Source organism: Fictibacillus arsenicus (genome assembly GCF_001642935.1).
Classification (GTDB): domain Bacteria; phylum Bacillota; class Bacilli; order Bacillales; family Fictibacillaceae; genus Fictibacillus; species Fictibacillus arsenicus_B.
The window spans coordinates 217,042-242,378 of sequence record NZ_CP016761.1 but is presented as its reverse complement, the minus strand read 5'-3'; the positions used below and the strand labels follow the sequence as shown (position 1 = coordinate 242,378).

Below are 25,337 nucleotides of genomic sequence, written 5' to 3'. Positions count from 1 at the left end.
TTCTTATCTTACTCTTTTTCGATCGGGGCAAATTTAGCAAGCAGTCTTTTTACACCAACCGGCTGCGGGAATGCGATATCCAGTTCCAGTGAATCACCTTCACCGCGCATACTTACTACCGTTCCCGTTTCCCATTTACGGTGTTTGACTTTGTCGCCTACTCTCCAATCCAGTTTTTCCCCGCCAGAAGATTGATAGACAGGTGTGACGGTTTTCTTTTTCGGACTCATGAAAGAAGGAGTCGATCCACCACCGGAATGAGCCGAAGCGCCCCAAGGAACAGACGGCTTTTCTTTAACCTCTGCTTCAATTAGATCGGCAGGAATTTCAGCAATAAACCGGGATTCCGGGTTCGTTGTTGTTCGTCCGTAAAGTGTACGCATTCTTGCGTTTGTTAAGAAAAGCTCTTCTTCTGCACGTGTAATTCCCACGTATGCCAGACGGCGCTCTTCTTCCATCTCGTTCTCTTCAAAAAGGGCACGGCTGTGCGGGAATACACCTTCTTCAAGTCCCATTAAGAATACGACAGGGAACTCCAGACCTTTTGCTGAGTGAAGCGTCATAAGAACAACTGCTTCTTTTGGCTTATCTTCTTTCTCAGCATCTTCATCCAGCTTATCGATATCTGCAACAAGAGCAAGATCAGTAAGGAAAGCAATCAGCGACTTGTCATCCTGCCTTTTTTCAAAGTCCTGTGTAACGGAAATAAATTCATCGATGTTCTCTAAACGGCTTTGTGCTTCGATTGTTTTCTCAGCTTTCAAAGCTTCTCGGTAGCCGGTTTTACTTAATACTTCTTCTGTAAGTTCAGTAACAGATAGGAATTCCTGCTGGCGTGTCCAGTTCGTAATAAAGTCTGTGAACTCTTTCAAGCTATTGGCTGCTCGAGCGCTAAGTCCGATCTGTTCTACTTCTAAAAGTGCCTGATACATAGACAAATCATTAGCAGCCGCATACTGAGCGACTTTATCTAATGAGGACGCACCAATTCCTCGTTTCGGAACGTTCACGATTCGAGTCAGGGAAATATCATCGTCAGGGTTTGATATCAGACGAAGATAAGCAAGGATGTCCTTAATCTCTTTTCTGTCATAGAACTTTGTGCCGCCGACAATGTTGTAAGGAATGTTAGACTTTATCAAAACTTCCTCTATTACACGGGACTGTGCATTTGTTCTGTAAAGAATCGCAATATCGTTATAGGAACGTTTCCCTGACGAAACAGCTTCACGGATTTTTCCTGTCACGTAATAGCTTTCACCCTGCTCGTCGTCACCTTGATAATAGGTGATGCTTGCTCCATCCGTATTATCTGTCCAAAGGTTCTTCGGCTTACGGTTCATGTTGTTTTCGATGACTTTGTTCGCAGCTTGAAGAATCTTTTTGGTAGACCGATAGTTTTGCTCGAGCAAAATAACTTCTGCATCGTTGTAATCTTTTTCAAAAGAAAGGATGTTTGCGATATCCGCTCCACGCCAGCCATAGATTGACTGATCAGAATCCCCGACAACACAAAGGTTGCGGAAACGGTCAGCAAGCATTTTGACAAGCATGTATTGAGCACGGTTCGTATCCTGATACTCATCCACGTGGATATATTGGAACTTCCGCTGATAAAACTCAAGCACCTCAGGAACTTTTGCAAACAATTGGATCGTCGTCATGATCAGATCATCAAAATCAAGCGCCTGGTTCTTTCTTAAGCGCTTTTCATAGTTTTCATATACCTCTTTAACAACACCTTCAAAATGACCATTCGCAATCTTCGCAAAGTCAGCTGCAGTCTTCAGTTCATTTTTCAAAGAGGAAATCGAACTTAAGATGCCGCGTGGTTCGTATTTCTTCGGATCATAGTTCAAGTCTTTAAGGATCGCTTTTACAACAGACAATTGATCTGTCGCGTCTAAAATCGTAAAGTTACGGTTTATTCCGATACGGTCGATGTCACGGCGCAAAATACGTACGCACATGGAGTGGAATGTCGATATCCAGATCTGTTCCGCTACAGGACCCGTAATCTTAGCAACTCTTTCCTTCATTTCTCTTGCTGCTTTATTCGTAAATGTGATCGCCAGGATGTTCCATGGTGCCACTTCTTTTTCCATCATTAAATAAGCGATGCGGTGTGTCAGCACACGCGTCTTTCCGCTCCCCGCTCCAGCCATTAACAGCAATGGCCCGTCTGTATGTTTTACCGCTGCTTTTTGCTCAGGATTAAGCCCTGTTAACAGCTTTTCAATCATTTGATGCATACTCATTATTCATCCACCGCCCGAACACATATTCTCATTTTATTTTCGCTTATTTCGCCGTATTTTTCAACTTCTATCTTTAACAGCTTTAACGGTTTCGATAGCAGCTTTCAAATCGTCATATACGATGTTTCCAACTACAACCGTATCCGCAAATTCCGCCATTTCACTTGCCTGTGCGGCAGATGTGATTCCGCCTCCATAATAAAAGACCGTATTCTCAAGCACGCCCTTTACCTGTTTAACGACATTCACATCGCCATAAGCCCCGCTATATTCCAAATAAAAGATAGGAAGCTTAAACATTTTTTCCGCCATACGGGCATATGCTACAACATCATCTGCCGTTAGATCTGCGTCGGCATTCGAACGCTCAGCCGCCGTACAATCAGGATTTAAGATGCAATAGCCTTCCGTAATGATCTCTTCCCAGTTCATGATGTCGCCGTATTCTTTTAAAGCTTCGTGATGCAATCCAGTTATAAAGTTCGCATCCTTCGCATTTAATACGGTTGGAATATAGTAAAAATCAAATCCGGGTGTAAGGGATTCGATATTCGAAACTTCAAGTACACAAGGAACCGCAAATCTGCGGATTCGTGACATAAGATCCAGTGTGTTATCAAGCGTTATCCCTTCAGATCCGCCGACGATAACTGCATCCGTACCACTCTCGCAAATCATCTCAAGGTCGCTGTCGCTGATCTCTTTATCTGGGTCAAGCTTAAACACATGATTCCATTCTCTATAATCAAACATGGTGTTCTTCCTTTCATAAATTAAGGCTCTTCTCTAAAAGATTGTTGCTTTTGGCACATTTGTTTGTTCATTCTCTTCATTGACAAGTTGATTGGAGTGTAAGGTGCGAGACTCCTGCGGGACCAGCGGGACAGGTGAGACACCACCGGCGCAAAGCGTCAAGGTGGCTCACCGCACGCCCCGCGGAAAGCGAGCATCCTGTAACGGAAATCAACCACTTCCAAAACAGCAAAGTTTGCGAAAACAGCTTAAATAAAACAACCCGTGCCTGCTTTTTTAACAGGCCGTTTTCTGTACTTCTGCATTATATCAAAAATAAAGTTCTCACTCTATGATTCATCATGTGGAAAGATTGTGAAGTTCATACTTCAGTTTGGGGAGGATTGCCTGTGCTCATGTGGCAAATTGACGACGAAATCATGCTGAAACAAGCAGACTTGAAAGAATCCGAATCTATTTTCATGCTGCTCGAGCATTCGCGCGAGCATCTCGGACCATGGATCGGCTGGGTGGATTATACACAATCAAACGGAGAAATGAAGCAGTTTATTAAAACCGTTAATAAAAAGATGAAAGAACAGACGGACGTTGTTCTATTTATCTGGTATCAGGGCCAGGTTGCGGGTTCAGTGGCTCTGTATGATTTAAAGTGGCATAATCAGTCGGGAATGCTCGGTTACTGGGTTGGGGGAGGTTTTGAAGGACATGGTATCGCTCAGCGGGCTGTAAGAGGAATGCTAATGTATGCATTCTATACGCTCATGCTGAACCGTGTGGAATTAAGGGCAGCTGTTCAAAATGAAAAGAGCATCAAGCTCGCCCGCCGTCTTGGCTTCCAGGCAGAAGGCATCGTCCGTCAAGCAGAATGGATCCGCGGACAATGCCGAGATCAGGTACAGATGAGCTTGATGAAGAGTGAGTTTCAATAAATCAAAAAGGATATTTCAAAAAATTATTACTTATGAAAAAGCAAAATCAAAAAAGCATCGACCATATTTCTTTGGTTAATGCTTTTTATTTATTACTTATCCTTTTTTTCTTCCTGCATTTCACTCTTATCATCATCTTGATCTAGTTCATCGTTCTGTTCTGAAGGTTCTTCACTTGGATCTGGTTCTTGCTCGTCTTGGCTTGGATCTGAACATCCGAATAGAAGACTGAGTGAAAGTACAGCCGAAAGTGATCCAAGTACGATTTTCTTTAGTTTCATGTTGTGTCCTCCTTTCATTTTATCATTAAAGATATTTTGTTTAGTATTTTGTTTTTTATTCATCATACTGACCGGTACGTGTTAACTAATAAAAAAAGGCTATCATCTAAAGGGTTTAAACCCCTTTTGATATAGCCCTTTTTCATTTCTATTACATAATCCGCTTAGATTTTTATCTTTGAATCTTGAACATTAAATTCCTTTTCTTCTCCATATCCAATCACAACTACTTCTGTCTTCGGATAGTTCTTTAGTTCAGCAGCGAGATCATGGTCTTTATCCATCATTGTATCTATTATAGGAAAAGCTTTTAACAATGCTTCTAAAACCTCTGGCGAAGAAGCCGTTTTTTTGTCGGGAAGGTATGACTCGGAATGACATATTGAACATTCAGCAAGTTCTTAACCGCATAAGCTGCTTCTTTCGGCCCCATTGTAAAGTGACCAGAAGATGAAAGGATCGCAATTGTCGGTTCATAGACATCTTGAATAAGTTTCATGTCCGACATGATTGCAGTGTCACCTGAATGGTAGAGTGTATGGTCATTATGGAAGTCAAAGATGTAACCTACTGCTTCACCAGCATAAATAGGTGTGCCCTCTGTCTCACCGTAACTGGATGTATGTTTTGCTTGTACCATAGTAGCTTTAACATCCTCTAGGTGTATGCTTCCGCCTAAGTTAATCGGATATACATTTTTTACGCCCTTTTGTAATAGGATCATGGCTAATTCATTATTGTGCCACTACTAAACAATCAGGGTGGGAATTAAGAAGCTTTTGCAAACCGCTCGTATGATCAAAATGACCATGTGTCAGAAACACCACGTCAATCGATTTCATGAATTCTTCTGTCTGATATTGAGCGGGACAGCCTGGATTCATGTCAAAAAAACGGATCAATCAAGTAATTTTTACCCTCTTTACTCGTTAAAACATACATGGCATGACCTAAGCGCAATACTTTCATCTTCTACCTCCTGAAAATAAATATCCAAACATCCTAATATATTACAATTATGTGATGTAAATGTATATTTCGGAGGCGTTTTTTATTTTCCTTCTCGGAATCCCACGTTAAATAAATTTATTCCTGGCTTAATTTGAAAAATCCCACGAAAAACGGCAATAATCCCACGTTAATTTCATAATAACCACGAGTCGACACCCGCAACAAATTCCGACACCACGGCATGAGGTTTTCCAAACAAAAAAACCTGCACTCTAGACTAACCTAGGTAGATGAGACACAATAAAACACCTCCGAAATGATACACTTATTCTAAGTGATAATCGGAGGTGTTTTTGCATGGGCAAAAACGTATATTCAAAAGAAACAAAGTGGGCTGTTGTTAAGGATAAAATGAGTGGCCAATTTACGAATGAAGAAATTATGAATAAGTATGGCATTAAAAATGTTTCGCAAATAAAAACATGGGTGAAATGGTATCGTGAAAATCAAGTACACCGGTTTAATCAGCCAATAGGCAAACAATACTCTTACGGTCTTGGACCTGATTCAGCTAGTGAAGAGGAAAAAAAGGACCGTCAATTCAATCACTATAAACAGGAGAATGAAATCTTAAAAAAGTATTTGGAGATCGAAAAGGAGTTGAAAAAGAAGTAGTTCTCCGTTTGGTAAAAAAATTACGAAAAAAGTACACGGTTACGGCTATTCTAAGCGCGCTAAACGTTCCAAGGTCCACATACTATCGTTGGGTGTCTACTCCATCTAATGATTTGTCTAAATCAGAGAAGGTCATTATCTCACTTTGTGAAGAGACTAACTATCGGTATGGACATCGTAAAATTAAGAATTTACTTAAACGTCGATATCAAATTAGTTTGAATCGAAATTCGGTGCAACGTATTATGCAAAAGCATCATCTACAGTGCCGTGTAAAGCCAAAGCGCAAGTGGAAATCTCAAGGGGAATCCATCATTGTCGCACCAAACATTTTAAATCGAGATTTTTCAGCAGCTCGACCTAATCAAAAGTGGGTAACAGATATAACATATGTTCAATATGGTTCTATTACATTGTACCTATCGACCATAATGGATTTATTTAATAATCAAATTGTGGCTCACAAGCTCTATACCCATCAACAAGTTCCTCTTGTGGCAGATACCTTAAAAGCAGCTTTGGAATCACGAGGGAACCCCAAAGGGGTTATAATCCACTCAGATCAAGGAAGTGTGTATACATCCTATGGGTATCAACAACTAATAAAGGATAGGAAATTGGTCAGCAGTATGTCCAGAAGAGGAAATTGTTGGGATAATGCGGTTATTGAGTCCTTCCATTCCAATCTAAAATCTGAAGAATTTCAATATGTGAAGTTTAATTCTATGCCGATAGATAAAATCAGGGAAAAAGTAGATCAGTACATGAAGTATTATAATGAAGAGCGTATACAAGAAAAATTAGGCTACCACACCCCAATTGAATTTGGTAGTATGGCAGCCTAACTGGTGGTGTTTTATTATTGTCTCATTTGACTAGGCCAGTCTAATCGGCAGGTTTTTCCTCATCATTATTTATTTCGCTTCTTCCTCTTCATGGACGCGGTCGAGCACCATTGCATAAGCGTCGTTCCCGAAGTTCAGGCAGCGCTTTACACGAGAAATTGTCGCAGTGCTTGCACCAGTCTCGTTCTCGATTTTGTGATATGTCTTGCCTTCACGAAGCATGCGTGCCACTTCAAGTCTTTGTGCGAGTGACTGAATCTCGTTCATCGTACAAAGGTCGTCAAAGAAACGATAGCATTCTTCCATATCCTTAAGCGAAAGAACGGATTCAAAAAGCTGATCCAGCGCTTTTCCACGTAGTTTATCAATTTGCATGAAACATGCACTCCTTTTTTCTATTGCATCTTAACTGAATTCTCCATACCGCTAGGCACGATGTTGATCCAGGTTTTACCCGGTATGAATGCTCCGCCGTCCGGAACGATTCTTCCATTCTCGTTTCTCCACGAGATATTCTGAGCAACACCATTTTGAATCAGAATCGCATCTCCGCCTGATGTTAAATTGATCTGGCGTCTGCCGGCATCATCGATAACCCTGTGAGCTGCCTCTACGATAAATACATTGCTCACTGAGATTGGAGTTTCAGTTTCCCTATCTATTGTCGGTTCATTGTTGCTGCTTCTAGCGTACGTTTTCTTTTTCTCGGAGTACGTAAACCCTACTGTTTCTCCGCGGCCATAATCAACCGTAACGTCTTTCGCTGGTTCGCCTTCAATGTTTACGGAACTCGTTTTTGTCAGAAATCGAAGCATATCCAGATCGTCTGTCTGATCTGCTCCAACTTTATCCATTCCTCTTAAAATATTTTCAGAGGTGATGTAAGAGTTGTGAGGCGCCTTTCTAAAATCAGCCCTGTTAAAAAGGCTGCCATCGTAGTCCATGCCGTTTAAATGATCTACGGTACCGCTGTAAAGCATCTCTTTTGCTTCAGGACTGTATCCATGCGCAACATAAAGTGCGTTGTACCCACGAGAAAGTTCAATATAGTAGTCTCTCGCACTGCGGACTGGCCCGACTGTTTCTGGCATCTCGCTCTGGAAGATAGCCAGAAAACGAGTAAGTTCTCCCTCAGCTAATACTTCGTACACAATATCGGCTTTATGAAGTCCTGATTGAGGTCTTGCCTTCCAGTGGTTGTTCACCATTACCGCTACAGCACGCTGATCGATCTCGTCGTTCGTCCCAATACCGGTAAGGGGAAAGACAGAAGAGAATGTCTCTTCTTTTTTCTTATCTTTTTTCTTAGAATCCGAAGCTTCGGCTTTATCCACCTTGCCGTCCTCTAACACCTTATCTTTTGCGTCTTTACATGCAGACAGCGTAAATACCAGGATCATAGACATCAAAATCACGTACCACTTTTTCATTGGGCTCACTACCTTTGTATCATTATTTTGCCCAATCCTTTTCTATATTAACGCATAATCGAAGGAAAGAGTAACCCTTTCTTTTTAACATCGTAAATGCCTCTTTGCGTAATGCGGATATATGGCAAGTGTGTTGAAGAAAAGAATAGAAGAGAATAAATCGGATCTTCATATTGATAGCCCCGGTCTCTTAACGCACGCGTTAGCGCTTTTTCTTCCTCCATTAGTTCTTCTATAGCAAGATTCGACATTCCTCCCGCTAAAGGAAGATTTATCTCAGCTATCACTTTGCCTTTTTCGGTAAGTACGATTCCCCCGCCTATTTCTTTTAATCGTTCAAACGCCAAAGACATATCCTTTTTGCTTTTTCCGATTATGAGAAGGTCTCCCGTATTGGAGTACGAACTTGCAAAACCATACAAATTTTTAGCAAAGCCTTTTACGATCGTGTTGGTCCGCCACTTTCCTTCTTTATCGATCAGCATTAAGAAACACTCATCCGATTCTTCGTTAATCTCTTCAGAAAAAGGATTGATCGATACATTATATGGCCGTGTGATGACACTATTGTACATTTCTATACCGACAAGACCAGAAAACTGAAAATCATCATCATGCAGATCCCAATCAATCTTTCTTTGTGAGATGCCGTGGCCTTCCCAGTCAAACTCAAAATCTTCGTCTTTACTTATATCGATTCCATCCCGCTTCATCCATTTTCCTTTTGCCAAAACCGAAACAGGAAGAGGATTATGAATATCATCTAAAATATTTAAATGTGCAACACGACCTGGTGCAACCATTCCGAAAAGGTGGTCCATACCGTAATATCTCGCAACGTTATACGAAACCATCATGTAGGCATCCACTGGATCAATGCCTGCCTCTAGTGCAATCTCGAGCATTTTATCGGTAACGCCTTCCTCATAAAAAGCAGGAGTTGATCCATCAGTCGTAAAGAAAATCCGTTCAAAGTTTGTGATTCCTTCTTCTTTCATCTGACGCAAAAGCTTTGGAAGATCTGGACGAATCGAGGAATATCGAAGTGACACTTGAAGCCCTGCATTCAAGCGGTCCATGACTTCTGTCCCTGTCATCGCTTCATGATCGCAATCAACACCTAGCAGCGTCATCGCCGTTAACGTTTTCTCTGATGCTCCTGGCAGATGTCCCTCAATCTTTTTGCCAGCTTTCTTCGTCTTTAACATCCAGTGCAAAAGTGTGTCATCGCCCTGCAGAACCCTCGGCCAGCTCGTCAGTTCTCCGCCTTGCAAAACATACGGGCTTTCCAGCAGCTTTTTAATCGAAGTTTCCGAAAAATATTTTTCCTCTTCTGCCAGCTCTGTTTGTGCGTCATAACGGCACCACCAAAAGAAATTAGCAGGCATTTCATTCACGTCTTCCATAAAAGAAAGCGCTTTCGAAATATTCATTTCAAAAAGAAGCATGAAGTTATCGGCTAAAAATACAGATGTCCCGCGCTGCAATGCATATCGGGAGAGCGTCTGGGGATTATAAAGTTGAAACGGATGACAATGTGGTTCAATGTATCCCGGCACAACAAATCGGCCTTCAAGATCAGCATACTCGGTACCCGTATCTTTAGCTGGCAGCTTTTCGCCGACATAGATGATACGGTCTTCTAAAATCCAGATATTTGCCTTCGTCCATTTTTTAAGGGCGGTATTAAGGTAAGCAGCGTTTTTTAAGACAAGAGACGGTGCCATTTCACCTTGAATGACGGCCACTTGTTTGCGCATTTGTGATTTATTCCAAAACGCTATGTGTTGGTTCATGTTGGATTCACCTGTCTTCTCTGAAAATTTCGTTTTTTCAAGAATACCATATTCATCAAACAAATTGGTAAAAATCGAAAGGAGTCTCTCTATGAAACAAAATATTGGTTTAGTTAACAGCATGATCCGTATTATTGCAGGCTTAACTCTTCTCTCTGTTTATACGGCTAAATTAACAAGAAAGCCTTACAAAGAGTCATATATTCTTATGATTATGATGGCTGCAATGAAGGTGGCAGAAGGCATCGTGCGTTATTGTCCTATGACAGACCTTCTGCACAAAAGCAAAGAAATGAACGATATGGATTTAGGAACAATCGCAAAAGAAGGATCACCATTTAATCCTTCTTAAATGCTAGGGGGCATATGATGCCGACACATTCGATTCTAAAAGGCAATCTATTCAACAAGGTCCCATCCAAATCCAATAAAAGAAAGCTGACCAAACGCCGTATGATACGATGTTGGTCAGCTCTTAAATAGAACGCTTAATTAGAACTAATAGGAGGTTACCTTTGAATATGAACTACGAATACCTAATGGATACTGCTTTTCTTTATATTTTGCTTATTGGCGGGATCATCGCCATCGCGTTTGTTTTTATTAAGAAGAGACGTGTGAAATAGCTTTATATCCGATATCTTTGCGATAAAAAGATCCTTCGCACGTAATCTTTTTCATTTCTTCGTAAACTTTTCTTTGGGCGTCTTCAAGCGAATTACCTTTTGAGGCAGCCAGCAGCACCCTGCCGCCATGTGTCTGCAATGCATCTCCGGAGCTTTTTGTACCAGCATGGAACACATTCGTGTCCTCATGAATTTCTTCAAGCCCTTTAATAAGCTGTGGTTCAGATGATGAAACAGGATACCCTGCTGATGCAAGGACTACACCAAGAACAGACTCTTCAGTCCACTGAAGCTCAGGCTTATTGCCATCTAATAATGTGACCAGCAATTCTCCCAGATCATTTTCCAGCCTCGGTAAAATCACTTGTGTTTCCGGATCCCCAAAACGCGCATTGAACTCAATCACTTTTGGCCCTTCTTGTGTTAAAATCAGCCCTGCATAAAGGATACCTGTAAATGGTGTACCTTCCTGTTTCATCGCGGAAACAGTCGGCAGCACGATGTCTTGAATTGCTTTTTGAACCGCTGTATCAGGGATTTGCGGAACAGGCGAATAAGCTCCCATGCCTCCTGTGTTTGGTCCTTCATCACCGTCATATGCACGTTTATGATCTTGTGCAATTTCCATCGGAAGTACGATTTCCTCATTTACGAACGACATTAAGGAAAACTCTTCACCTTCTAAAAATTCCTCTACCACGACTTTTTCGCTTGCTTCGCCAAACCGTTTGTCTACCATAAGTTCGTACAAGCCTTCTTCAGCTTCTTCAAGTGTCGCTGCAACAATAACTCCCTTGCCTGCTGCAAGACCGTCGGCTTTTAATACGATAGGGGCACCTTTCTCTCTGACATAGCTGAGAGCTTGATCATAATTCGTAAACGTTTCAGATGAGGCGGTTGGGATTCCGTACTTTTGCATGAGGTTTTTGGCGAAAGACTTGCTTCCTTCAATCTGTGCAGCTGCTTTAGACGGTCCGAAGATTCTAAGCCCCGCTTCTTGGAACTGATCCACAATAGCATTAAGAAGAGGTACTTCTGGTCCGACAAACGTCAAATCGATCTCTTTTGATTTTGCAAAAGATACAAGTTCATTAATCTCGTTTTCCTTAATCGGTACATTTACAGCAATTTTATCAATTCCAGGATTACCTGGTGCGGCATACACCCGTGACACGCTTGGGCTGTTAGCAAACTTCCAAACAAGCGCATGCTCACGTCCGCCTTTTCCGATGACAAGAACGTTCATTAGCAAATCCTCCTTTTTGGAAGTTGATTTCCGTTCCAGGATGCTCGCTTTCCGCGGGGTGTGCGGTGAGCCTCCTAGCGCTCTGCGCTGTTAGGAGGACTCACCTGTCCCACTCATCCCGTAGGAGTCTCGCACCTTGCACTACAATCAACTATTCAATGAAGCGAATGAAACAATAACCATAAGCAACAAAACAACTTAATGCTTAAAGTGTCTTACCCCGGTAAACACCATCGTAATGCCGTGTTCGTCAGCTTTTTTAATTGAATCCTCGTCCTTGATAGAACCTCCTGGCTGAATGATCGCCGTTACACCAGCGCGTGCTGCTGCTTCAACTGTGTCATCCATCGGGAAGAACGCATCTGAACCAAGCGCGGAACCTTGTGCACGATCTCCAGCTTGTTCAATCGCAATCTTAGCTGCACCAACCCGGTTCATCTGACCCGCACCGACGCCAACTGTCATTTCATCCTTAGCAAGCACGATCGCGTTTGATTTAACATGTTTTACAACTTTCCAAGCTAATTTCAGGTCTTTCCATTCCTGTTCAGTCGGCTGGCGTTTTGTAGGAATTGTCACGTTCGCATCGTCAAGTCCATAAACATCTTCTTCCTGAACAAGCATCCCGCCAGAAACAGTCGTTACTTTTTTAGCAATTCCTTTACCTTCAGTAAAATCGAGCTTTAACAAGCGGATATTCTTCTTCTTTGTTAAAATTTCTAAAGCTTCGTCTGTAAATGAGGGAGCTATAATGATCTCCAGGAAAATTTCTGCCAACTTCTCTGCCGTCACTAAATCAACTTCTGTATTTGAAGCGATAATTCCGCCAAAGATTGAAACCGGGTCCGCTTCGAAAGCACGCGTATAAGCTTCCAGCACAGTCGAACCTGTACCCACTCCACACGGATTCATATGTTTAACCGCAACAACAGCCGGGTCAACGAACTCTTTTACGATTGAAAGTGCAGCATCAGCGTCATTGATGTTGTTGTACGAAAGCTCTTTTCCGTGAAGCTGTTCAGCATTTGTTAATGAAAGCGAGCCAGCGAGCGGTTTTGCATAGAACGCCGCTTTTTGATGAGGGTTTTCCCCGTAGCGAAGATCTTGCTTCTTCTCATACGTGACAGTAAATGATTCTGGGTGTTCTTCTTCTACCGCTGCTGTTAAGTATTCCGCGATTAGCGCGTCATACGCTGCTGTATGGCGGAAAGTCTTTGCTGCAAGTCTGCGGCGCGTCTCTTCACTTACTGAACCTGCGTTCTCTAATTCACCAGCAACTGTCTCATAATCCCTTGGATCTACTACAACCGTTACATAAGCATGATTTTTTGCTGCAGAACGAAGCATGCTCGGTCCGCCGATATCAATATTCTCAATCGCATCAGAAAATGCTACATTCTCTTTTGCAATCGTTTCTTTAAACGGATATAAGTTAACGACAACAAGGTCGATAGGTGCAATCTCATTTTCTTGCATGGCTTGTTTGTGTGTTTCATTGTCACGGACAGCAAGAAGTCCGCCATGAATTTTTGGATGCAATGTTTTTACACGGCCGTCCATAATCTCTGGAAAACCTGTCACTTCCGAAATCCCGATGACCGGAATCCCTGCTTCCTCTAATGCTTTTTTCGTTCCGCCAGTCGAGATGATCTCTACACCATGACTCGCTAATTTTTCTGCAAAAGGAAGCAAGCCTTCTTTATTCGATACGGACACTAATGCTCGTTTAATGGTCATTGTACAATGCCTCCTACGGTGTCTTTTTGTAATAGTTTGTTTATGATGGCTGGGTACAATTGATGTTCAGCTTTCTGTATACGTTCCTGCAGCGTTTCTCTTGTATCTCCAGGAAATACCGGAATTTTCACTTGTTCAATGATCGGCCCTGTGTCCATTCCGCTGTCTACATAATGAACGGTAACGCCTGTTTCTGCAACATTCGCTTCTAATGCCTGACCGACTGCATCCTTGCCTGGAAAGGCCGGCAGGAAAGAAGGATGAACGTTAACGATTCTTCCTTCAAAAGCATCCAGCAGTACGTTACCAATGAGCCGCATATAGCCTGCAAGTACAATAAACTCAACGCTATGTCCTTCAAGTTCATTCACAATCTCTTTTTCAAATTCAGCTTTAGAGGCAAACGTGTTCGGTACAAAAGTAAAAATCGGAATGTTAAGCTTGCGGGCTCTTTCTATGACTTTTGCTCCGGGCTTATCGCATACCAAGAGCTGTATTTCAGCCATAAGCGTTTCATTTTCCACAGCATCTGCAATCGCTTGAAAGTTGCTTCCGCTTCCTGAAGCAAACACAGCTATTCTTTTCATTCGATCGATCCTCCGCCAAAAATAACGCCTTCACCTTTTTTAACACGTCCGATAATGTACGGCTTCTCGCCTGTTTCTTCTAAAAGACGGATGATCGGCAGCATGTTCTCTTCTGAGACAGCAAGAACCATGCCGATTCCCATATTAAATGTCGTGAACATCTCTTTTCGTGTGAGGCTGCCTTTTTCTTCGATCAGATCAAAAACTGGAGGAACTGGCCATGAGCCATAATCAATTTCTGCAGCAAGTCCTTCTGGCAGCATGCGCGGGATGTTTTCGATAAAACCGCCGCCTGTAATGTGAGCCACACCATTTACATCGAATTTATTAAAGACTTCCAATAACGGTTTTACATAGATTCTTGTTGGGGTCAGAAGCTCTTCACCAAGCGGTTTAGACAACCCGTCATATTGTTCGTTCAAGTCCAGCCCTGCACTGTCTAATAAGACCTTTCGAACAAGAGAAAAACCGTTTGAGTGCAGTCCGTTAGAAGCAAGTCCGATCAACACATCGTTCTCTCCAATTCGAGAGCCGTTAATCAATTTAGATTTCTCAGCAATGCCCACGGTAAAACCCGCTAGGTCATACTCTTCACTGCTGTACATGCCTGGCATCTCAGCTGTTTCTCCCCCGATAAGTGCGCAGCCTGCCTGCTCGCAGCCGTCCGCGATGCCTTTTACGATCTGTTCTACTTTTTCAGGGTGAAGTGTGCCGCAAGCAATATAGTCCAGGAAATAAAGCGGCTCTGCTCCTTGCGCTACAATATCGTTCACACACATGGCAACGGCATCAACACCAATCGTGTCATGCTTATCCATCATAAAAGCGAGCATCAATTTCGTTCCTACTCCGTCTGTTCCTGAAACAAGCACCGGTTCTTTGTGTGAGAAACCTGATAGATCAAACATCGCACCAAATCCTCCAAGTCCAGCAAGCACTTCTGGACGTTTTGTTCTCAGTGCATGTTTCTTGATCCGGTCAACCGCTTCATAACCTGCTTCGATATTCACTCCCGCTTGCTTATATGCTTCTGCCATCGACTTCTCCCCCTTTAAACAAGCTCTTTTTCATATGGTAAAACTGTATCTGGATAAATTTCTGTCGGATAACGTCCTGTAAAACAAGCTAAACACTGACCGCAGTTCGGTTCTGAGTTCGAGCGGCCAATCCCCTCCATCAATCCTTCAACGGAAATAAAAGATAAAGAATCAGCGCCGATAATTTCACGGATCTCATCAACCGAATGCTTTGATGCGATAAGTTCTGCACGCTCTGACGTATCAATTCCGTAGTAGCACGGATGGGCGATCGGCGGTGCTGTAATTCTTACATGCACCTCTTTCGCGCCCGCGGCACGCAGCATTTTTACGATACGGCGGCTTGTAGTTCCGCGAACGATTGAATCATCCACCATAACAACACGCTTGCCTTCCACAATTCCCCGAACCGGTGAAAGCTTCATCTTTACGCCGAGTTCACGCAGTTCTTGTGAAGGCTGGATGAATGTTCTTCCTACATAACGGTTTTTAATCAAGCCGATCTCATAAGGAATCCCGGATGCTTCCGCATAACCGATCGCTGCTGAGATACTTGAATCAGGAACACCTGTTACAACATCCGCTTCAACTGGCGCTTCTTCATACATCTTCTTACCAAGACTTTTTCGTGCTGCATGTACGTTAATTCCTTCAATATTGCTGTCTGGTCTTGAAAAATAAATATATTCCATCGAACACATCGACCGCTGTACAGAAGTTGAAAAACGGTCTACCGTTAAGCCATCTTCGTTAATGATTAAAAGTTCTCCCGGCTGCACGTCACGTACGTATGTTGCACCGATTACATCAAATGCACATGTTTCAGAAGCTACTACATAAGCGTCACCTAGCATACCTAGAGACAATGGACGCAAGCCGTTTGGATCTAACGCCACCATCATCTCGTTTTCCGTCATGACTAAAAATGCATATGCACCTTTTAACATCGTAAGTGCGTTTTGGACTTTTTCCTTTAATGTAAAATATCCGCTGCGCTTTATAAGATGCGCCAGTACTTCCGTATCAGATGTCGTCTGAAAAATACTTCCTTGTGACTCCAACTGATGTTTCAATGCATTGGCATTCACTAGGTTTCCGTTATGCGCTAGTGCAAGTGAATTAGTTTGAGAGCGGAACAACAAGGGCTGAACGTTTGCAAGCTCGTTTCCGCCAGCTGTTGAATACCGGACATGGCCAATCGCACCATGCCCAATCAAACCCTCTAACTCGCCTTTACTAAAAACATCATTCACAAGACCGCTCCCTTTATGAATGCGGAGGCGTTCTCCATCCGTTACAACAATTCCAGCACCCTCTTGCCCGCGATGCTGCAGACTGTGCAGGCCATAATATGTTAACTGCGCAGCATCTGGGTGACCCCAAATACCAAATACGCCGCATTCTTCGTTTAAACCTTTGATGTCAGCAAGCATGGAATTGCTCCTTTCCAGGCATCTTGCAGTTCCTGGAGCGTACAGGATAATAACTCTTCACCCTGCTCATTATCGATCGCAAGACCGCTCTCAGAACGTACAAACCCTATGATTTTTGCATCTTTTACAAGCTGTTGGAACTCGTCTTGATTTTCAGGTTTTACCGTTACTAAGAAACGGGATTGTGATTCTCCGAAAAGGCTGCCGATCGGCTCATCTGTCAGTGTAACGCTCGCCCCGACTTTTCCGTCCATCACAGATTCAGCAAGTGCTACTGAAAGTCCGCCTTCTGCCACATCATGTGCAGATGCGATAAGTCCTTTTTGAATCGCCTCTAAAAGATCACGCTGTCTGTTTTCTTCCACTTCAAGATCGATGTGAGGCGCTTTGCCGAAAATGCGTCCTTCTTTCATCTTCTGAAGCTCGCTTCCACCAAACTCAGGCTTGCTGTCACCGATCAGATAAATGATGTCTCCCGCTTCTTTAAAGCTTTGCGTTACAATGTGCTTTGTATCCTCGATCAGCCCGACCATACCAATAACAGGTGTTGGGTAAACCGCTACACCATTTGTTTCGTTATAAAGGGATACGTTTCCGCCGATTACAGGAGTCTCAAGCTTGGTACATGCCGCGCTCATGCCGTCAGCAGATTTTTCAAGCTGCCAGAAGATCTCAGGCTTCTCAGGGTTTCCGAAGTTTAAGCAGTCAGTTACAGCTAATGGCTTCGCACCAGAACATACAAGGTTACGAGCCGCTTCAGCAACAGCAATCTTTCCGCCAACTTCCGGATCAAGATATAAATAGCGAGAATTACAATCCGTTGTCATCGCAAGAGCCTTTTTCGTCCCTCTTATTCTTACAACCGCTGCGTCAGAACCCGGCGCAACAACTGTATTCGTGCGAACCATGTAGTCATATTGGTTATAAACCCACTCTTTGCTCGCGATCGTCGGCTGCTCTAAAAGTGATAACAGCGTAGATTTGAAGCTAGTAACCTCAGGGATATATTCTTCTTGCGCTTGGAACTCAGCATAATATGCCGGCTCTTTTGATGGCTTATGATAAACAGGTGCATCTTCTGCAAGTGCATCGACCGGTACATCTGCTACAATCTCACCTTGATGAGTGAGGCGCAGTACTTGTTCTTCGATAACCGTTCCAACCGTTACACAATCTAGATCCCACTTCGCAAAAATCTTTTCTACTTCATGCTCACGGCCATTTTCAACAACTAACAGCATGCGTTCTTGAGATTCAGAAAGCATCATCTCATATGCCGTCATACCTGTTTCACGCTGCGGAATAAGGTCAAGGTTCATCTCGATTCCCATGCCAGCTTTACTTGCCATCTCAGCAGACGAGCTTGTCAAACCTGCTGCACCCATATCCTGAATTCCAACAAGAGCATCACAGTTATGAATCAGCTCCAGGCACGCTTCCATTACAAGCTTTTCCATGAACGGATCGCCCACTTGAACTGCTGGACGTTTTTCTTCAGATGCTTCAGAAAGCTCTTCTGATGCAAACGTTGCACCGTGGATTCCGTCTCGGCCTGTTTTCGCTCCAACGTACATTACGGAGTTCCCTGCACCCTTTGCCTGGCCCTTCTTTATATCTTTATGATCGATCAAACCAACACACATAGCGTTAACGAGCGGGTTGCCTTCGTATGACGGATCAAACTGAACTTCTCCGCCAACTGTCGGAATACCGATACAGTTCCCGTAGCCTGCAATCCCAGCTACAACCTGCTCAAACAAATACTTAACACGAGGTGATTCTAATTCACCAAAACGAAGCGAGTTCAGCATTGCGATCGGACGCGCTCCCATTGAGAAAACGTCACGGATGATTCCGCCAACACCAGTAGCAGCTCCTTGATATGGTTCAATGGCTGATGGATGGTTGTGAGATTCAATCTTAAATACAACCGCCTGGCCGTCACCGATATCCACGATACCAGCACCTTCACCTGGTCCTTGCAGCACACGCTCTCCCTTTGTCGGGAACTTGCTCAACACAGGTTTTGAATTTTTATAAGAACAGTGTTCACTCCACATAACAGAGAACAATCCAGTTTCCGTCCAGTTCGGAAGTCTTCCAATAATCTTTTCTACCAATTCAAACTCTGAATCACTTAAGCCCATTTCACGGTACAATTTCTGTTCTTTAATTTGAGAACTTGTTGGTTCATGTTGCAGCGACATAGCGTTCCCTCCAGCTCTTCACGATTGATTGAAATAACTTCAGTCCATCCTTGCTTCCTAACAGCTCATCAACAGCGCGTTCTGGGTGCGGCATCATCCCAAGTACATTGCCCTCTTTGTTCGTAATTCCGGCAATATCCTCAACAGATCCGTTCGGATTTTTTGCATATGTGAATACGATCTGATCGTTTTCTTTCAGCACTTTTAGCGTCTCTTCATCGCAGTAATAGTTGCCTTCACCATGTGCAACTGGAACAGAGATCACTTCACCTTTTTCGTATTGAGATGTAAAAATTGTGCACGCATTCTGAACTTTAAGCTCTTCCGGCTGGCAGATAAATTTCAGAGATTCGTTTCGGCGCATCGCCCCAGGCAAGAGACCAGTTTCAAGCAAAATCTGAAAACCGTTGCATACACCTAGAACGGGTTTTCCTTCTTTGGCTGCTTTTACAACTTCACTCATCACATTTGAAAATTGTGCGATCGAACCAGTACGTAAATAATCTCCATATGAAAAGCCGCCTGGCAATAAAATACCGTCAAATCCACTTAAGTCTGATGCATCATGCCAAACGTACTCAACATCCATGCCAAGCTCATCTTTTACCGCATGATACATATCTGTGTCACAGTTTGATCCTGGGAAAACGATTACTGCAAACTTCACTGTGCAACAACCTCCTCCACCTCATACCGGTAGTCCTCAATCACCGGATTGGATAAAAGTTTAGAGCACATAGCAACAATCTTCTCGTCCAGATCATAGTCGCCTTTTTGAAGTGTCAGCTCCAGATACTTGCCGATACGTACGTCTTCAACCTCTGACTGTCCCATCTTATGAAGCGAATGCATAACTGCCTTTCCTTGCGGGTCCAATACACTCTCTCTTAGCGTTACATAAACTTTTACTTTGTACATGATAGGCCTCCTAGACGTTTTAAAATAGTTTCATAAGCATCTGTTAAACTTCCAAGTTCACGGCGGAACACATCTTTATCAAGCTTCTCGTTCGTTTCAGCATCCCATAGTCTGCAAGTATCCGGAGAAATTTCATCAGCAAGCAGCAGCTGTCCGTCGCGATCAACTCCGAACTCAAGCTTAAAATCTACAAGCTTTACATTCTTCTGAGCAAAATAGGATGTCAGGACTTCATTGATCTGAAACGCTTGCTCTGAAATGATTTCGAGCTGTTCTTTTGTTGCTATGTTCAAAATATCGATGTGATCTTCGTTAATAAGCGGATCACCAAGGTCATCGTTTTTGAAGTAGTATTCTAGAATGGTTTTTGGCAGGATCTGTCCTTCTGGCAAACCAGTCCGTTTTGAAAGTGAACCGGCTGCGATGTTGCGTACGACCACTTCTAAGGGAATGATGGTCACCTTCTTCACGAGCTGTTCAGTTTCTGAAACTCGTTTTACAAAGTGAGATTCAATGCCTTTTTCTTTCAGCAACTCGAACAGAATGGTTGATATTTCATTGTTGAGTCTGCCTTTTCCTTCGATCTCTGCTTTTTTCTCCCCATTAAAAGCGGTAGCGGAATCTTTGTAGCTTACCCATACAACATCTTCTTCTGTAGTACGGTAAATTCGTTTCGCTTTTCCTTCATACAGCTGCTCTAACTTCTCCATTCTGACCCCTCCATTTTAGGAACATTCCCAATATTCAATCTTTTAAAAAAGGTAAAGAGAAAGAGAGCTCACAATATCACTCTCTTTTTAGTTGAAGTACTTCTAATAAGCTTTTTCGCAATTACTGTTGTTTTTGGAAGTGGTTGATTTCCGTTTCAGATGCTCGCTTTCCGGGGGGCGTGCGGTGAGCCACCTCGTGCCTTGCACCTACAGTGTCTCACCTGTCACGCTAATCCCCCAGGAGTCTCGCATCTTACACTCCAATCAACTTTCAATGAAGTCTTTTAAAAACAACAATCTTTAAAGATCTTTCTTATAAAACCTTTTAAAGCCCTAATCTGTCGAAAATCGTATCGACATGTGACAAGTGGTAACTGTAATCAAAGCATTCAGAGATTTCTTCAGGTGTTAATTTGTCTGTGATTTTTGGTTCAGCTTCTACTAATGTTCTAAACTGCACGCCTTCTTCCCAAGCTTGCATCGCTTTTGGCTGCACCGTGTCATACGCTTCTTCACGGGCCATGCCTTTGTCGATCAGTTTTAAAAGAACGCGCTGTGAGTAGATCAATCCATACGTGCGATCCATGTTGCGCTTCATGTTCTCTGGGAACACCGTTAATTTTTTGATGATGTTGCCAAAACGGTCCAGCATGTAATTAAGTGCGATCGTTGCATCCGGCAGAATCACACGTTCAGCAGATGAATGCGAGATGTCTCGTTCATGCCATAGAGACACGTTTTCGTAAGCTGTCATCATGTAACCGCGGATCACACGAGCAAGCCCTGTCATGTTTTCAGAACCGATCGGATTTCGTTTATGCGGCATTGCAGAAGAACCTTTTTGGCCTTTTGCAAAGAACTCTTCTACTTCACGCGTTTCACTCTTTTGAAGTCCGCGAACTTCTGTTGCAAACTTCTCGATACTTGTTGCAATCAAAGCAAGTGTTGACATATAGTGTGCGTGACGGTCGCGCTGCAGTGTCTGTGTAGAGATTGGTGAAGCTTCTAACCCAAGCTTTTCACACACATATTTTTCAACGAATGGATCGATGTTGGCATATGTTCCAACAGCTCCAGAGATCTTTCCGAAACGTACCGTATCAGACGCTTGCTTAAAGCGTTCAACGTTTCGCTTCATTTCTTCATACCATAGAGCAAGCTTCAATCCGAATGTTGTCGGCTCAGCGTGTACACCATGCGTACGTCCCATCATAACTGTGTACTTATGTTCTTTCGCTTTCTCACCTAGAATTTCAACAAAGCGATCAAGGTCTTTTGCTAAGATGTCGTTCGCTTGTTTTAGAAGGTAAGATAATGCTGTATCAACCACGTCTGTTGAAGTAAGGCCGTAGTGCACCCACTTGCGCTCATCTCCAAGCGTCTCAGAAACGGCTCTTGTAAAAGCAACTACATCATGGCGTGTTTCTTCTTCGATCTCTAAAATGCGGTTGATATCAAACGACGCATTTTCACGAAGCTTCTTCACGTCTTCCTTAGGGATCTCACCAAGTTCCGCCCATGCTTCACATGCTAGGATCTCAACTTCCAGCCATGCTTGATATTTATTTTCATCCGTCCAAATAGCTCCCATCTCTGGGCGAGTATAACGTTCAATCATTGTTGTACCTCCGTCTTCTTTCTCTCTAAAAATACGTTAGACACGATTTCAGCTTTTTCTAGTGCTTCTTCTACCGTTTCGCCTAAAACCGTTATGTGCCCCATTTTACGTTTCGCTTTTGCTTCTTTCTTTCCGTAAAGGTGCAGTTTCGCTTCTCCTAATTTTCCTATCTCACTTAACACGGTCTCATGATGTTCACCTAAGATGTTGATCATCACGGCCGGTTTTATTAAGTCCGTATTGCCGAGCGGCCAGTTACACACAGCACGCACATGCTGATCAAATTGAGACGTCTCACACGCCTCGATCGTGTAATGCCCCGAGTTATGCGGGCGCGGCGCCAGTTCATTCACATAAAGGCTGCCGTCTTTTGCAACGAACATCTCTACGGCAAGCGTACCAACAAGCTCCAGTTCCGTTGCGATTGACCCCGCTAAGAGCTTCGCTTGTTCCGCGGTTTTATTTGTGATTCGTGCAGGCGCTATCGTTTGGTGCAGAATGTTGTCTCTATGAATATTTTCTGCTATTGGAAACGATTTAACCTCACCGCTTAAACTTCTTGTTAAAATAACCGAGATCTCTTTATCGAACTCCAGCCATGACTCTAGGACACAGTCTGCTTCTTTATTTAAGATTCCAGCGGCTATTTTTATATCACTTTCCTGTCTAATAACGAACTGACCTTTACCGTCATAACCGCCTCGGCACGTCTTTAGAACTGAAGGAAGCCCAAGCTCTGTGATCGCATCATTTAAAGAATCTATATCTGAAACCGGTCTGAAAGGTGCTACCGGCACTCCAGCTTTTACTAAAGTTTCTTTTTCTCTTAAACGGTGCTGAGTGACGGCAAGAAGACGGCTTCCTTGCGGCAGGTGTGCATTCTCCTCAAGCCAGCTCGCACTTTCTGCATCTATGTTTTCAAACTCATATGTGACAACATCGCTTAGAGCTGCGAGCTTCTGAATTCCTTCACGATCTTCGTAACCGGCTAAAATCTGCTGATCCGCAACTTGCCCGCAAGGTGAATCTTCACCTGGCTCTAAAACTACGACACGAAGTCCCATTTCTCTTGCGCTCAGTGCCATCATACGCCCAAGCTGTCCGCCGCCCAATATTCCGATTGTTTGCTGTGGTTTAATTGTTTTATACAAGCTGCTCACTACTTTCAATCGCCATCGCTTCTGCATTTGCCCGGCGTTTTTTAAGTCGCTGTCTTACTCCTTCATCATGTACAGCTACCATTTGTGCAGCTAGAAGTCCTGCGTTTGCTGCACCTGCTTTTCCGATCGCAACTGTTGCTACCGGAACGCCTTTAGGCATCTGAACAATGGATAAAAGTGAATCAAGGCCACTAAGCGCTTTTGACTGAACCGGCACCCCGATAACGGGAAGGATTGTCTTTGCTGCAACCATGCCTGGCAAGTGTGCAGCACCTCCAGCTCCTGCAATGATCACTTCTAGTCCTCTTTGTTCAGCTTCTTCTGCATATTGAAACATTAGATCTGGTGTACGGTGTGCTGAAACTACTTTCTTTTCAAATGCTACCTCTAGCTCTTCTAAAATATCGCACGCTTCTTTCATTGTCTCCCAATCTGAAACACTTCCCATGATAACGCCTACTTTAGCCATGGCAGCCTCCTTATTGTCAGAAAAAATAAAAAAGTCCAGTTTGTATGCTTCTCCCTAAATATGAGAGAAAGCAGCCAACTGGACATACGTATCCGATAAAAATAACAGAAAGATGCTTTCCCTCATAGTCTGATGAAATATACGGTCATCAGGTAGAGACTTACGGGCCATATCCCCGAAATTATATGAGGGCTTTATTCTTCTGGTTTCATTGTAACAATGGTCGTTTTCGTTTGTCAACAAAAATCGAACATTAAGTGATATTAAATACCTAATGTTCGTGTTTTAGTGTTATTTTATAATTTTTCCTTCAAAAACGATTCGTTGTTCCTTCACTTCTGGTTCCAATCTGCCATTTCGCTTCACTTCATGAAACACAGGCTCTTCCATTCTTCTAACTGGTGTATAGCCTTCCTTTTCCATACGATCCAGGCAATCAGAAATAGACTCTCCTGCCTCAACAGCAAACTTCTTTTTAGATGGTTTCTTCTCCATCTGTTACCTCCTGATACCCTTGACCCAAAACCCGCCATGAAATGCTTTCGGTTCATGCGAAATAATAAAAGCCTTTGGATCTAAATCTTTTACTGTATTATATAGGTTCATTTCCGATTTACGCGATGTTAATATCTCCATCATTAAACGCTGTCCTTCACGGCCTTCTGCAAGCCAGTTCGTAACACCATAGCCCTTGTTGCGAAGCTCATTCGGCAAGCCTCCAGCAAGATCAGTTGTAATAACGTTAACAGTAGTATATCCAAGTGCCAGCTTTTCTTCGATTTTCATCCCAACAAGCACACCGGCTCCGTAACCTACCGCATAAGCAATCAAGTTCTGAATCTCATTTAAGTTATCAAGTACTAGACCAAGCCCAACAATATAAATAATAACTTCAAAAATACTTATAAACGCAGCCAGATACCGCTGGCCTTTGAGCGTTAATATCATCCGGATCGTAAAGAACGAAACGTACACTATATTAATCAATAAAATAATACACACCATAACAAACGCATTATCTAACAAGGCGGCAACCTCCTAAGGTGAAAAAATACTTTGTTAAGAATAACACTTTTTGGACAAGTTGGAAACTGGAGAATTGATGCAAAAAAGGTTTAGTGTTTAATAGAGGGTTTGGCGGCGGCCAAACAACCTTATTGTTTGAGTTGAGAGCTTGGCAGATGCCAAGTTTCCTTTTAAGAGGGTTAAAGCCTAGGGATTAGTGCGGGGTTTTGGCGAAGACTTATAAATTTTTTTGAGGACTTATAAATGTTGAGGCAGGTAAATTTGGCTTTTCCTGCTTTCATAAAAACCCAGTATTTATGTCCTGAATGTACTGTTTTTCACTTTCAATTGCATCTAAAGTTTGTTTTTCAAGCTCTTCTTAATAAAAAGGAAAATTTCAGATCAATTTTTAAGATTATAAGTTCATTTATGTTTTGCAGGTGACAAGCAGCCTTATTAATATACAAAAAAAGATGGAACGAACATAAAGTTCGTCCCACCTTCTTTGCCTAGCGACGTCCTACTCTAACAGGGGGAGACCCCCAACTACCATCGGCGCTGAAGAGCTTAACTTCCGTGTTCGGTATGGGAACGGGTGTGACCTCTTCGCCATCATCACTAGACCAGAAAGCGAGTTATTTATCTCGACAAGATAAAATTATACGC

27 protein-coding genes, 1 rRNA gene and 1 riboswitch are annotated in these 25,337 nt (G+C 43.0%); of the genes, 4 read left to right on the top strand and 24 right to left on the bottom strand.

What is annotated here, in order from left to right; translation table 11 throughout:
- Positions 1-8 precede the first annotated feature (8 nt).
- Positions 9-2,252, bottom strand: a complete 2,244-nt coding sequence (gene pcrA, locus ABE41_RS01435; RefSeq protein ID WP_066294497.1) for a DNA helicase PcrA — start codon at positions 2,250-2,252, stop codon at positions 9-11.
- Between the two features lie 66 nt (positions 2,253-2,318).
- Entirely contained in the window at positions 2,319-3,011 is a 693-nt protein-coding gene (locus tag ABE41_RS01430; protein WP_066285776.1) for a heptaprenylglyceryl phosphate synthase, read from the bottom strand.
- Between the two features lie 395 nt (positions 3,012-3,406).
- Between ABE41_RS01430 and ABE41_RS01425 the strand changes: the two genes are divergently transcribed.
- Positions 3,407-3,940, top strand: coding sequence for a GNAT family N-acetyltransferase (locus ABE41_RS01425; RefSeq protein WP_066294494.1), 534 nt, complete (start codon positions 3,407-3,409; stop codon positions 3,938-3,940).
- A 92-nt stretch (positions 3,941-4,032) separates the two neighbouring features.
- On the opposite strand, the gene ABE41_RS01420 is transcribed toward ABE41_RS01425, so the two are convergent.
- The 4 genes from ABE41_RS01420 to ABE41_RS20440 form a co-directional block, all read right to left on the bottom strand.
- Positions 4,033-4,221 (bottom strand): hypothetical protein, encoded by a 189-nt coding sequence (locus ABE41_RS01420; RefSeq protein ID WP_066285774.1) that lies wholly within the window; start codon positions 4,219-4,221, stop codon positions 4,033-4,035.
- Between the two features lie 164 nt (positions 4,222-4,385).
- Positions 4,386-4,538 (bottom strand): hypothetical protein, encoded by a 153-nt coding sequence (locus ABE41_RS20855; protein WP_156774200.1) that lies wholly within the window; start codon positions 4,536-4,538, stop codon positions 4,386-4,388.
- 5 nt (positions 4,539-4,543) lie between these two features.
- The gene (locus ABE41_RS01415; protein WP_083207607.1) at positions 4,544-4,945 is read right to left on the bottom strand and encodes an MBL fold metallo-hydrolase; all 402 of its coding nucleotides are present in this window, start codon (positions 4,943-4,945) and stop codon (positions 4,544-4,546) included.
- Between the two features lie 10 nt (positions 4,946-4,955).
- Positions 4,956-5,123 (bottom strand): MBL fold metallo-hydrolase, encoded by a 168-nt coding sequence (locus ABE41_RS20440; RefSeq protein ID WP_156774199.1) that lies wholly within the window; start codon positions 5,121-5,123, stop codon positions 4,956-4,958.
- 406 nt (positions 5,124-5,529) lie between these two features.
- Here ABE41_RS20440 and ABE41_RS01405 point away from each other — a divergent pair.
- Positions 5,530-6,692, top strand: a protein-coding gene (locus tag ABE41_RS01405; protein WP_156774198.1) for an IS3 family transposase whose coding sequence is annotated in 2 segments (ribosomal slippage) — positions 5,530-5,806 and positions 5,806-6,692 — 1,164 coding nt in all. Because the reading frame shifts where the segments join, the coding sequence is not laid out codon by codon here.
- 69 nt (positions 6,693-6,761) lie between these two features.
- Here the strand turns inward: ABE41_RS01405 and ABE41_RS01400 are convergent.
- The 3 genes from ABE41_RS01400 to ABE41_RS01390 are packed head-to-tail and all read right to left on the bottom strand — an operon-like array spanning position 6,762 to position 9,918.
- The gene (locus tag ABE41_RS01400) at positions 6,762-7,067 is read right to left on the bottom strand and encodes a YerC/YecD family TrpR-related protein (protein WP_066285765.1); all 306 of its coding nucleotides are present in this window, start codon (positions 7,065-7,067) and stop codon (positions 6,762-6,764) included.
- A gap of 20 nt (positions 7,068-7,087) precedes the next feature.
- Positions 7,088-8,122, bottom strand: a complete 1,035-nt coding sequence (locus tag ABE41_RS01395; RefSeq protein WP_156774197.1) for a DUF3048 domain-containing protein — start codon at positions 8,120-8,122, stop codon at positions 7,088-7,090.
- A gap of 47 nt (positions 8,123-8,169) precedes the next feature.
- Entirely contained in the window at positions 8,170-9,918 is a 1,749-nt protein-coding gene (locus ABE41_RS01390) for an adenine deaminase C-terminal domain-containing protein (protein ID WP_066294492.1), read from the bottom strand.
- Between the two features lie 91 nt (positions 9,919-10,009).
- On the opposite strand from ABE41_RS01390, the gene ABE41_RS01385 reads away from it, so the two are divergent.
- Together ABE41_RS01385 and ABE41_RS21490 are read left to right on the top strand one after the other, a co-directional pair.
- Positions 10,010-10,270, top strand: coding sequence for a YgaP family membrane protein (locus ABE41_RS01385; protein WP_066285761.1), 261 nt, complete (start codon positions 10,010-10,012; stop codon positions 10,268-10,270).
- 169 nt (positions 10,271-10,439) lie between these two features.
- Entirely contained in the window at positions 10,440-10,544 is a 105-nt protein-coding gene (locus tag ABE41_RS21490; protein WP_367642153.1) for an EYxxD motif small membrane protein, read from the top strand.
- On the opposite strand, the gene purD is transcribed toward ABE41_RS21490, so the two are convergent.
- From purD to rrf, 15 genes are all read right to left on the bottom strand, one after another.
- On the bottom strand, positions 10,522-11,790 hold the full coding sequence (gene purD / locus ABE41_RS01380) for a phosphoribosylamine--glycine ligase (RefSeq protein WP_066285759.1): 1,269 nt from the start codon (positions 11,788-11,790) through the stop codon (positions 10,522-10,524). The genes ABE41_RS21490 and purD overlap by 23 nt on opposite strands.
- A 198-nt stretch (positions 11,791-11,988) precedes the next feature.
- Positions 11,989-13,527: a bifunctional phosphoribosylaminoimidazolecarboxamide formyltransferase/IMP cyclohydrolase gene (gene purH, locus ABE41_RS01375; protein WP_066285757.1), complete on the bottom strand. Its 1,539-nt coding sequence runs from the start codon at positions 13,525-13,527 to the stop codon at positions 11,989-11,991.
- On the bottom strand, positions 13,524-14,114 hold the full coding sequence (gene purN, locus ABE41_RS01370; protein ID WP_066285755.1) for a phosphoribosylglycinamide formyltransferase: 591 nt from the start codon (positions 14,112-14,114) through the stop codon (positions 13,524-13,526). Before purN ends, purH begins: the two co-directional genes overlap by 4 nt.
- The gene (purM, locus tag ABE41_RS01365) at positions 14,111-15,151 is read right to left on the bottom strand and encodes a phosphoribosylformylglycinamidine cyclo-ligase (protein WP_066285749.1); all 1,041 of its coding nucleotides are present in this window, start codon (positions 15,149-15,151) and stop codon (positions 14,111-14,113) included. Before purM ends, purN begins: the two co-directional genes overlap by 4 nt.
- Positions 15,152-15,165: 14 nt before the next feature.
- A complete protein-coding gene (gene purF / locus ABE41_RS01360; RefSeq protein WP_066294490.1) occupies positions 15,166-16,584 on the bottom strand; it encodes an amidophosphoribosyltransferase in 1,419 nt (472 codons plus the stop codon).
- Entirely contained in the window at positions 16,560-18,791 is a 2,232-nt protein-coding gene (gene purL, locus ABE41_RS01355; protein ID WP_066285747.1) for a phosphoribosylformylglycinamidine synthase subunit PurL, read from the bottom strand. Before purL ends, purF begins: the two co-directional genes overlap by 25 nt.
- Complete coding sequence (purQ, locus tag ABE41_RS01350) at positions 18,775-19,458, bottom strand: phosphoribosylformylglycinamidine synthase subunit PurQ (protein WP_066285745.1); 684 nt, start codon at positions 19,456-19,458, stop codon at positions 18,775-18,777. The genes purL and purQ overlap by 17 nt, the downstream gene beginning before the upstream one ends.
- Complete coding sequence (gene purS / locus ABE41_RS01345; RefSeq protein ID WP_066285742.1) at positions 19,455-19,709, bottom strand: phosphoribosylformylglycinamidine synthase subunit PurS; 255 nt, start codon at positions 19,707-19,709, stop codon at positions 19,455-19,457. Before purS ends, purQ begins: the two co-directional genes overlap by 4 nt.
- Positions 19,697-20,419, bottom strand: a complete 723-nt coding sequence (gene purC / locus ABE41_RS01340) for a phosphoribosylaminoimidazolesuccinocarboxamide synthase (protein WP_066285741.1) — start codon at positions 20,417-20,419, stop codon at positions 19,697-19,699. The genes purS and purC overlap by 13 nt, the downstream gene beginning before the upstream one ends.
- 325 nt (positions 20,420-20,744) lie before the next feature.
- Positions 20,745-22,037, bottom strand: a complete 1,293-nt coding sequence (gene purB, locus ABE41_RS01335) for an adenylosuccinate lyase (protein ID WP_066285739.1) — start codon at positions 22,035-22,037, stop codon at positions 20,745-20,747.
- Positions 22,034-23,224, bottom strand: a complete 1,191-nt coding sequence (gene purK, locus ABE41_RS01330; protein WP_066285737.1) for a 5-(carboxyamino)imidazole ribonucleotide synthase — start codon at positions 23,222-23,224, stop codon at positions 22,034-22,036. The genes purB and purK overlap by 4 nt, the downstream gene beginning before the upstream one ends.
- The gene (gene purE / locus ABE41_RS01325; protein ID WP_066285735.1) at positions 23,181-23,666 is read right to left on the bottom strand and encodes a 5-(carboxyamino)imidazole ribonucleotide mutase; all 486 of its coding nucleotides are present in this window, start codon (positions 23,664-23,666) and stop codon (positions 23,181-23,183) included. The genes purK and purE overlap by 44 nt, the downstream gene beginning before the upstream one ends.
- A gap of 105 nt (positions 23,667-23,771) precedes the next feature.
- A riboswitch (purine riboswitch) is annotated at positions 23,772-23,875 on the bottom strand.
- A gap of 82 nt (positions 23,876-23,957) precedes the next feature.
- Positions 23,958-24,161, bottom strand: a complete 204-nt coding sequence (locus tag ABE41_RS01320; protein ID WP_066285733.1) for an NETI motif-containing protein — start codon at positions 24,159-24,161, stop codon at positions 23,958-23,960.
- Between the two features lie 3 nt (positions 24,162-24,164).
- Complete coding sequence (locus ABE41_RS01315) at positions 24,165-24,692, bottom strand: DUF2179 domain-containing protein (RefSeq protein WP_066285731.1); 528 nt, start codon at positions 24,690-24,692, stop codon at positions 24,165-24,167.
- Between the two features lie 486 nt (positions 24,693-25,178).
- Positions 25,179-25,294 (bottom strand): 5S ribosomal RNA (rrf, locus tag ABE41_RS01310).
- Positions 25,295-25,337: the final 43 nt, after the last annotated feature.